This window comes from Bradyrhizobium genomosp. III (assembly GCF_000261705.1).
Taxonomy (GTDB): Bacteria; Pseudomonadota; Alphaproteobacteria; order Rhizobiales; family Xanthobacteraceae; genus Bradyrhizobium; species Bradyrhizobium ottawaense.
Genome location: NZ_AJQF01000266.1, coordinates 1 through 8,013 on the forward strand (window position 1 = coordinate 1; position 8,013 = coordinate 8,013).

Annotated in this window: 10 protein-coding genes and 1 pseudogene; 3 read left to right on the top strand and 8 right to left on the bottom strand. The window is 64.9% G+C overall.

Annotated features, from left to right (window positions below):
* From IC66_RS48400 to IC66_RS0122690, 6 genes and pseudogenes are all read right to left on the bottom strand, one after another.
* A pseudogene (locus IC66_RS48400) lies at positions 1-131 on the bottom strand (YncE family protein); the annotation flags it as partial.
* Between the two features lie 2 nt (positions 132-133).
* Entirely contained in the window at positions 134-715 is a 582-nt protein-coding gene (locus IC66_RS0122670) for an SRPBCC family protein (protein WP_038949141.1), read from the bottom strand.
* Between the two features lie 1,076 nt (positions 716-1,791).
* Positions 1,792-2,559 carry an AAA family ATPase gene (locus IC66_RS0122675; RefSeq protein ID WP_028144498.1) on the bottom strand — a complete coding sequence of 256 codons (768 nt, stop codon included), beginning with the start codon at positions 2,557-2,559 and terminating at the stop codon, positions 1,792-1,794.
* Positions 2,560-2,667: 108 nt separating this feature from the next.
* Complete coding sequence (locus IC66_RS0122680) at positions 2,668-3,528, bottom strand: PCC domain-containing protein (protein WP_038949142.1); 861 nt, start codon at positions 3,526-3,528, stop codon at positions 2,668-2,670.
* A gap of 9 nt (positions 3,529-3,537) precedes the next feature.
* On the bottom strand, positions 3,538-5,145 hold the full coding sequence (locus IC66_RS0122685) for an acyl-CoA synthetase (RefSeq protein WP_038949143.1): 1,608 nt from the start codon (positions 5,143-5,145) through the stop codon (positions 3,538-3,540).
* A 105-nt stretch (positions 5,146-5,250) separates the two neighbouring features.
* On the bottom strand, positions 5,251-5,748 hold the full coding sequence (locus IC66_RS0122690; RefSeq protein WP_028144495.1) for a hypothetical protein: 498 nt from the start codon (positions 5,746-5,748) through the stop codon (positions 5,251-5,253).
* A gap of 94 nt (positions 5,749-5,842) precedes the next feature.
* Here IC66_RS0122690 and IC66_RS0122695 point away from each other — a divergent pair, with 94 nt between their 5' ends.
* Entirely contained in the window at positions 5,843-6,202 is a 360-nt protein-coding gene (locus IC66_RS0122695; RefSeq protein ID WP_028144494.1) for a hypothetical protein, read from the top strand.
* Between the two features lie 85 nt (positions 6,203-6,287).
* Entirely contained in the window at positions 6,288-6,563 is a 276-nt protein-coding gene (locus IC66_RS0122700; RefSeq protein WP_028144493.1) for a GNAT family N-acetyltransferase, read from the top strand.
* A 49-nt stretch (positions 6,564-6,612) separates the two neighbouring features.
* On the opposite strand, the gene IC66_RS0122705 is transcribed toward IC66_RS0122700, so the two are convergent.
* The gene (locus IC66_RS0122705) at positions 6,613-7,008 is read right to left on the bottom strand and encodes an SPW repeat protein (RefSeq protein WP_028144492.1); all 396 of its coding nucleotides are present in this window, start codon (positions 7,006-7,008) and stop codon (positions 6,613-6,615) included.
* Positions 7,009-7,325: 317 nt separating this feature from the next.
* Between IC66_RS0122705 and IC66_RS0122710 the strand changes: the two genes are divergently transcribed.
* Positions 7,326-7,601: a GNAT family N-acetyltransferase gene (locus tag IC66_RS0122710; RefSeq protein ID WP_028144491.1), complete on the top strand. Its 276-nt coding sequence runs from the start codon at positions 7,326-7,328 to the stop codon at positions 7,599-7,601.
* A gap of 65 nt (positions 7,602-7,666) precedes the next feature.
* Here the strand turns inward: IC66_RS0122710 and IC66_RS0122715 are convergent.
* On the bottom strand, positions 7,667-8,013 hold a 347-nt coding region (locus IC66_RS0122715; protein WP_038949144.1), incomplete at its 5' end, for a DUF3597 domain-containing protein.

An 8,013-nucleotide genomic window follows, 5' to 3' on the forward strand; every position in this document is an offset into this window, starting at 1 on the left:
GCGGCGGCGAGATCCACGACCATCAGATCGTCGCTGAGCTGGTTGGTGACGAACGCCTCCTCGGCAGCGGCGCTGCCGAGGCTGGCATGACAAAGGCTGGCGGCGAGCGCCGCCAGAACCAGCATCCGCACGATCAGCTACCGCTCTCGATCTTCTTCTTCAGGGCTTCGAGGCCGGCCTTGTAGAGCCCGCTCACCGCCTTCACCGCGGCCTCGTCGCTCAGCTCCGGCGGCGGATCGTTGTTGGGAAAGCCGCGGTAGAATGCCCCGGCCCATTCCAGCTTGGACTTGCCGTCGGAAGCCGGCGACACCGTCAACGTCGAGGAATAATTGGTCACCGGCAGCACCTTCACGTCGACCTTGGTGATCCGGTACGAATAGCTCATCATGTCGGGCTCGTATTTGTAGAGCTCCTCATCGACAGTCGCCCCGCCCGTCAGCGTCAGTTGGCGCGTCGCGCCGATCTCGTTGCCCTTCTCGCCGGTGGTCTTGGTGACAGGCGGAAGCCAGCCCATGTCCTGGAAGTTGCGGATCGCAGCCCAGACCTTGTCCTGCGGCGCGTTGATCTCGATGGTTTCCCGCACCTTCTGCCGGGTCGGCCCATGCGCCCAGGCCGCCGGTGAAAAAAACGGCCCGAAGGCTGCCGTCAAGCCTGCCGCCCCACACACAGCCAGCGCGCCAGCCACAGCCGTGCGCCGTCCAATCGTCACCCTCATCTCGTTTCCTCTTACGTCCAGTTGATCGTGCGCGACTTGGAATGCGCGCTGCGGTCATCCTAGCGCATTTTGGGGCCGAGGGGAGACCGGTTCGTGGCGCCGTTGCGGCGGAGCCCGGCGCGACCCACAAGCCCTTGCGCGACCCGGCGGGCAAAACACCCACGGGAGGGTCAACGCCACCAAATCGAAATGTTTCTCTTTATCAGAACTTCGGATTATCGTATAGACGATCATCCCAACCCGGCCGAGGGGCGCAACGCGATCGTCACGACACGCGGGATGGGACGTGGTGGACGCAGGCGGCGTCGGCGCGAAGGTGGTTTGCAGGGCGGGTCACACCGTGAGCAAGGACTAACGCGCACACGACCGGTGCAGCCTGCGTACGGCAAAATCGTGTGGTCCTGGCGCCCGGGGTCTGTGCGCCAAGTGTTGCGGTGATGTCGCGGCCCGACCGGGTGCGCGCATCAGCCATCCGCAAGGCGACGGGGGCAATAGTGCATCGCTCCCCGGGGAGAGCACGACATAAGCCGTAAACCCACTGCGCAGGGAAGGCCGGATGTTTGGCTACACCTGTATGCCGCTGTGCAGCTTTTTAAGCACACGCTTTCGCACAGTGGACCGCGGGTGCCAGCCGGCACCCGGCCTTCCCTGCGCCCTCGGCACTTTTGAGGGCGGAAAGGATCACAAAGCTCGGGCCGAACAGGCCGCGAGAACGCAAAACCGCGCGAGATCTGGATAGGAATGCGAGATGGATACAACTCTCGTGCCCCGGACGCAGCGCAGCGCCCCTTCGGCGGTGCGCTGCAGAGCCGGGGCCCATGCAACAGCGATATGTGAGGCTCCTGGGTCCCGGCTCTGCGCCGCAACGCCATAAGCGCGTTTACGCGCGTCTTCGACGCGCTATGCGCGTTGCAGCTTGTCCGGGACACCAGAGCGGAAAATGCCGCTACTCCACCTACCGTCATTGCGAGCGCAGCGAAGCAATCCAGACTGCCGCCGCGGAAAGATCCTGGATTGCTTCGTCGCAAGGGCTCCTCGCAACGACAGCGGAGAGAACAGCCGTCAGACACGTTCAGCTATTCCTCCAGCGTCGCCTCCACAAACCCGCGCGGGTCAGCACAAAACTCCCGCATCAACCGGTAATGATCCGTCTCCTCGACCGTCACCGGCTCCAGCCCATATTTCGCCAGCCGCAGCAGCCGCGCATTCGGGTAAGCCATCAGCATCGGCGAATGGGTCGCCATGATGACCTGGCAGATCCGGGAATCCTCCATGCGTCGCAGCAGCTTCAAAAACTCGATCTGGCGCGCCGGCGACAACGCCGATTCCGGCTCGTCGAAGATGAAGATGCCCTGGCGCTGACAACGCTCCTCGAAGAAGCGCAGGAAGCCTTCGCCGTGGGAGTGCGACAGGAAATCGGGACCGGCCTGGCCGGCATCACGCGCGGCCTTGTCCAGATACCGCGCGACCGAGAAAAAGCTCTCGGCACGAAAAAACCAGCCATTGCTGATCTTCGGCAGCCAGCTCGCGCGAAGCGCCTTGCCGAGCTGGCCGCCCATCTTCTCGCGCGCCTCGGAATGGTCGACCGGCATATAGCCCTTGCCGCCGCCGGCATCGTCGTAGCCGGCGAGTGATGCGATGCCCTCGAGGATCGTCGACTTCCCGGTGCCGTTCTCTCCAACGATAATCGTGATGGCAGCGTCGAAATTGAGCTCGAAATCATCCGGGAAGATGGGCAGGCAAAACGGATAGGCCTCGCGATCGTGAACTTTCGACGGGTCGAGCCAGACCCGCTTCAGATACGGTGCCGGCAGGTTGATCGTGCGATGACCTCGCCGGCTCATGGTCGTCTCTCCGTCCGTTCCGCCACCGGCGATCTCAAACCGGAACGTAACGGGAACAATGATGCCGCGCAAGTGGCAGGGGCTCCCGGCGCGAGCCCCGGTCGCAACCTAGTCCAGCGCCTCCAGCACCAGCTCCATCGTCATCAGCACGGGATTGTCGCCGCGGACCAGCCGCCCCTCCGCCAAGCCGCCGGTGTAGTCGACCAGCGCGACGTCGAGCGCCGCTTCGATCGCACCGGAGTGCCCGGGCGCGATCAGACCGGCCGTCACCGCAAGCTCGGTCGCAAACGGCTCGGTCACGCCGCCATGGCTGAAGCGCGCGCCGATGGTCGAGCCGACGCCACCATGGATCTTCGCGCGCGCGATGCCATGCGTGCGGCAGAAGTCTTCGAGGGAGCCAGCAAAATCCTGATTGGGGCGCAGCCGCAGCGCGAAGGCGCTGGCCGTGGTGCGCGCGCCGCTGCTCGCAGCCGCCACCGGCCCGAACAGCTTGAAATTGGTCTCGGGATCGGACTCGGCGGCGAACATCGCGCCATCAAGGCCGAAGGCCTCGACCTCGAACGGTTCGGCGACAACCGTCTCGTCCGGCAGCATGTGGCCACCGCTCGCCTTGCCGTCCGCCTCCGTCCACAGCCCGTGGCAGTGAAAGAACGGCACGCCGTCGCGCATGCCGAGCGTCATGCTGCCGAGCTTCGTGCGCGTCACGCCGCCGGGCCGGTACGTGTCGCTATAGAACGCCGCGTTCTCGCCGGTCTTCGACAGCGCCGGCATGACATAGGCGAACGGCCCGAGCGCGCCGTGTTGGAAGTTGAGCACGCCGCAGGCAAATCCCTCCGCCGCAAAGCCACGCCACGCGGCTTCCAGCAGCGGCAGACCTGCCGGAAGCGTGAACGAGAAGGCGCGCCCCCTCGCCTCCACCCATTGAATGCGTTCCGCGATGGGCGCGCCCGGCTGCGTGATACTCCGCATCACCTGCGCTCAGCCTGTCTTCGTCTTGTCGAGATCGAGCAGCCCGCGCGCCTCGAGCTCGTCGCGCACCATGCGCTTGGGGACCTTGCCATAGCCGGATTTCGGCAGCGCCTCCCAGAAGAAGAACCGCTTCGGCATCTTGTAGCGCGGCACCTTCGGCGAGAGGAACGCCGCCATTTCGGCTTCGCTCACTGCCTTCTCGCCGGCACGCGCCACGCAGACGGCGACGCCGACCTCGCCCCAGGTCGCATCGGGTACGCCGAGCACGGCGACCTCGCCGACCGCGGGATGCGTCAAGATCTTCTCCTCGATCTCGCGCGGATAGATGTTGGAGCCGCCGGAGATGTACATGTCGGAGGCGCGGCCCGTGATGTAGACGAACCCCTCTTCATCCATGTGGCCGAGGTCGCCGGTGCGGAACCAGCCGTTGCGGAACGCCTTCGCATTGGCTTCGGGATTGTCGTAATAGCCTGCGAGCACCGCCGGCCCGATCACGCAGATCTCGCCGCTCTGGTTGGCCGCGAGCTCGCGGCCCTCGTCGTCTTGGATCGAGACCTGCATGCCGGTGCGCTCGAAGCCGCAGGTGCCGATCTTCGCGTGCGGGCCGTCCTCGGGATCGTGCAGCGCTGCCGGCAGCACGGTGATGTTGCCGGTGACCTCGCCGAGGCCAAAATACTGCACGATGACCTTGCCGAGCTTCTTCAGCGCGGTTTTCTGATCCTCGCGATACATCGGTGCCCCCGCATAGATCACGTGACGCAGCGAGGAATGATCGTATTTGTCGACGGCGGGGTGCTCGACCATCATCTTCAGGATCGTCGGCACCGTGAAGAGATTAGCGACCCGATGGATCTCGATCAGGCGGAACGCCTCGTTGATGTCGAATTTTTCGGTCGGCAACAAGACAGTGCAGACGCCGCGCGCGGTCTGCACCAGTTGATGCACGCCGGCGCCATGCGACAGCGGCGCCACCACCAGCGAGGCGTCGTTCTCGGTGACGCCGGGCGTCAGATCGGCGAGATGGTTGGTGATCACAAAGCCCATCTGGCCGTGGGTCAGCACCGCGGCCTTGGAGCGGCCGGTGGTGCCCGAGGTGAAGAAGAACCAGCAGGGATCGTCGTGTTCGACAGCGACATTCGCGACATTGGCGCCCGCCTGCGAGGCAATGGCCTCAGCAACCGAGCGCTCGCCGAACGCGCCCTTGCCGTCGACGCTCCAGGTGAACTCGAGCGCGCCGCCTTTCACGGCCGCCGCATGCTCGGGAAAATCGACATGGCACAGAAACGCCTTGGCGCCGGAGGCCTCTGCGAGATAGGTGACCTCATCCGGCATCAGGCGGAAATTGGTGGGCACCCAGACCGCCCCGAGCCGGAACGCGGCGAACATCGAGAAGAACATCTCGGCGCCATTCTTGGAATGGACCAGGATACGGTCGCCCTTGGCAATGCCACGCGCGGCGAGCGCCGCCGCCAGCGCCGAGACCTGCGCATCGATCTGCCGCCAGCTCCAGGACTTGTCACCCCAGACGAAACCGGGACGCGCGCCATGCCGCCGCGCATTCTGGGTCAGCATGTGAGCGAGATTCATGACGCGGCGGGACATGCGCAGGGGCTGCATGGTGATTCCTCTTCGAGGGCGGACGGCGCGCTGGCCGCCGGCTCATTGCAGCCCATTTATCGCCATCGCCCGCGCCCCTGCAAGGCCGCCGGATGCACGGCTCCCCTACGGCTGCTTGAACGCAAACGGCGTCGCCGTGATCGCCTTCTGCTTGACGCAGGTCTGCGGGCCAAAGCCGCCGCAGAAGCTGCCATGAAGATCGAAGCGGACGGTGCGCGCAGCGCCGCGCTTCATCGGCGGGGCCATGATCTTGTAGCGGAGGACATAGCCGTCAAACACCGGGCGAACGTTGCCGTCCGGCAGCGCCACCAGGATGTTGATGACGCAGCCGCCAGTTCCGCAATAGGTCGTCTCGCGATCGCCGCATTTGGTGTCCTGGAAATCGACGATGTAGTCGTCGCGGCCGTCACCGGTCAGGTCGATCTTACGCACCGTATCGGGCGCGAAGGTCACCTCGCCACCGTCCTGGCTGGTGCATTCCTCGTTGGCGTAGCGCAGTGCCTTCTGCACGCCGGGCGGATAGTCGGAGGGATTGAACGGCTTTGCATCCTCCGCGCGCGCGGCGGAGACGAACAGAGCGAGCAGAAGCATCAAATAGCGCATGCGCGTTTGTCGCCGGCGCGGCCGCAATCGTTCAGGGAATTTTAAACATGATCGGCGCACCCTCGCTCAGTTCTCGCGTAAAGAGTGCCGCGTCATGGTCAAAGCGCCCGCCTTCCTCCTGTTGTCGCTGGCGCTCGCCGGATGTGCCGTGGCGCCACAGGCGCATCTGGCCTCCGATCCCGCCTTCAAGCCTGCGCGTTACGCCTGGGATGGCGCCGGCGAGGATCCCAATCGGCCGCGGGCAGCCGCACAACCAGCACGGACCGCGGCGCGATCCGAGCGCAACACATCGCAGGCCGGACTTCAGCCTCAGTCGAAGGAATGGTGGCAGGCGCAGGATGCCAGCGAGGCCGAGCAGGATGCCAGGGTCAACCGCTCCCTGGTCATCTGCCAGGGATGCCTGCGCCCGCCGCAGCAGCCCGAAGATTCCAGGCTCGCCAAAGCGGCCGATTGAACCGAACGACCTCAACATCTAACCGGCCGGCGCGACCGTGCGTTATGACTTGGTGCGCGAGGCTGGCAGCTGGAGGGGCGACAACATGAGCAACGTCATCAACAACAAGGACCACTGCCGCTACGAGCTCGCAGTGGATGGCAATCTTGCGACCGAGCATTACAAGCTCGATGGCAACGTCATCACATTCGAGCATACGGACGTGCCGAAGGAGCTCGGCGGCAAGGGCGTCGGCTCGAAGCTGGTGCAAGGCGCTCTCGACCAGGTCCGCGCCGCCGGATTGAAGCTGATCCCGCAATGCCCGTTCGTGAAGGCATGGATCGAAAAGCATCCGGACTATTCCGACCTCGTGGCGAGGTGAGAGCACAGGCCCGCCGCCCGAAGCCAGCGGGCCTGCCGACATCTACGGCCTATCGTCCGTGCTTGAGCATGTCCTGATCGTTCAGATCCCAGTCCTGCCACAGCTGAAGGATGCCCAGCAGCACCACCGCCGCGCCGAGGCTCGTGTGGTAGATGCGGAGAAAGCCGTCAGCGGAATAGCCGAGGGCGTAAGGCGAGGCGATGAGCCACAGTCCGACGAGGATCGTCGTCACCTCTTGCCAGCGCTGCAAGGCGACATATTCGAGCTGGCTGATGCCAAATACGACCAGGCCGATTGCGACCGTATTCAGGATCGCCGTCGGGTGCCCGGCAATCGCCGGATCCTGGATGGGAAACCACGGCGAAGCCACGATGAGCGCGCCGAGCAGCATCCCGCACCAGTCTTCCCATGTTCGATGAGTATTCAAGAAACCAAAGTCCGACATCGTAACCTCCTGCAAAGAGGCATACGTCTGCGGCTGGCAATCATGACACTCCGAATGTCTAGCGACCCTGCCGGCCGCATTCGGGCGTATGTCCTTGAGAGGACGTGGGAGCCGCCGTGGAACTTGCAAGGGTGTCGCCGGTAATTATTGGAGCCGGCGTGGTGTTCACCAAGGATGGCTTCTCGTACTGCGCTGCAGCTACAGGCACGCGCGTTTGCAGATATCTGCCGTGCGGCAAGCTCCCATGGCCGCGCCTTGCCAAGGACGGGGACGGGCTCCTAGATCAACGCGTCAGACGCACGGCGGAAGGATCTTGCATGGTGGCATCGGTACGGGACAACAAGGACAGGAGCCGCTTCGAATTCGATGTTGGCAACGAGGTCGCCTTCGCCAATTACCGGCTGACCCCGACGGCGGTCATCATCACCCACACCGAGACGCCCCGCGCGCTGCGCGGCCGCGGCATCGCCTCCGAGCTGATCAAGGGCGCGCTGGATTTGATCCGGCGCGACGGCCGCAAGGTGATTGCCGGCTGCGGCTTCGTCGTCGACTATCTCGACAGGCATCCGGAGGACGCGGATCTGGTCGCCTGAAAGCAAAAGGGCCCGCGCGACTGCGGGCCCTTGCGACACGACCGGCGGTCGATCAGTGCTTGCAGTCAGTGCTTGATCTCCGGCGGCAGCTTGCCGCCATTGGCGGCGAGCTTGGACATCACCTGCTTGTGCAGCCAGACGTTCATGCTGGCAGAGTCATTCATGTCGCCGCTGTAGCCGAGCTCCTTGGCGAGATCCTTGCGCGCAGCGAGGCTGGAATCGATGTCGAGCGCCTTCATCAGGTCGACGATCGAGGTACGCCATTCCAGCTTCTCGCCCTTGTGCGCGGCCACCGCCTTGTCGACGATCGCTGCCACGTCGACCGCGGCCATCGGCGCGCCTGCCGGAGCCGAAGCGTCCGGCGCGGCCCCTGCGGGCGCACTGCCCGGCGCTGCGCCACCGGCGGGGGGGG

What these genes read in the sequence shown, in the direction of transcription:
- IC66_RS0122700 (WP_028144493.1), top strand. Translation starts at nt 6,288, where the DNA reads ATGAGCAACGTCATCAACAACAAGGACCACTGCCGCTACGAGCTCGCA.
- IC66_RS0122695 (WP_028144494.1), top strand. Translation starts at nt 5,843, where the DNA reads ATGGTCAAAGCGCCCGCCTTCCTCCTGTTGTCGCTGGCGCTCGCCGGA.
- IC66_RS0122685 (WP_038949143.1), bottom strand. Translation starts at nt 5,145, where the DNA reads ATGCAGCCCCTGCGCATGTCCCGCCGCGTCATGAATCTCGCTCACATG.
- IC66_RS0122680 (WP_038949142.1), bottom strand. Translation starts at nt 3,528, where the DNA reads ATGCGGAGTATCACGCAGCCGGGCGCGCCCATCGCGGAACGCATTCAA.
- IC66_RS0122710 (WP_028144491.1), top strand. Translation starts at nt 7,326, where the DNA reads ATGGTGGCATCGGTACGGGACAACAAGGACAGGAGCCGCTTCGAATTC.
- IC66_RS0122670 (WP_038949141.1), bottom strand. Translation starts at nt 715, where the DNA reads ATGAGGGTGACGATTGGACGGCGCACGGCTGTGGCTGGCGCGCTGGCT.
- IC66_RS0122690 (WP_028144495.1), bottom strand. Translation starts at nt 5,748, where the DNA reads ATGCGCTATTTGATGCTTCTGCTCGCTCTGTTCGTCTCCGCCGCGCGC.
- IC66_RS0122705 (WP_028144492.1), bottom strand. Translation starts at nt 7,008, where the DNA reads ATGTCGGACTTTGGTTTCTTGAATACTCATCGAACATGGGAAGACTGG.
- IC66_RS0122675 (WP_028144498.1), bottom strand. Translation starts at nt 2,559, where the DNA reads ATGAGCCGGCGAGGTCATCGCACGATCAACCTGCCGGCACCGTATCTG.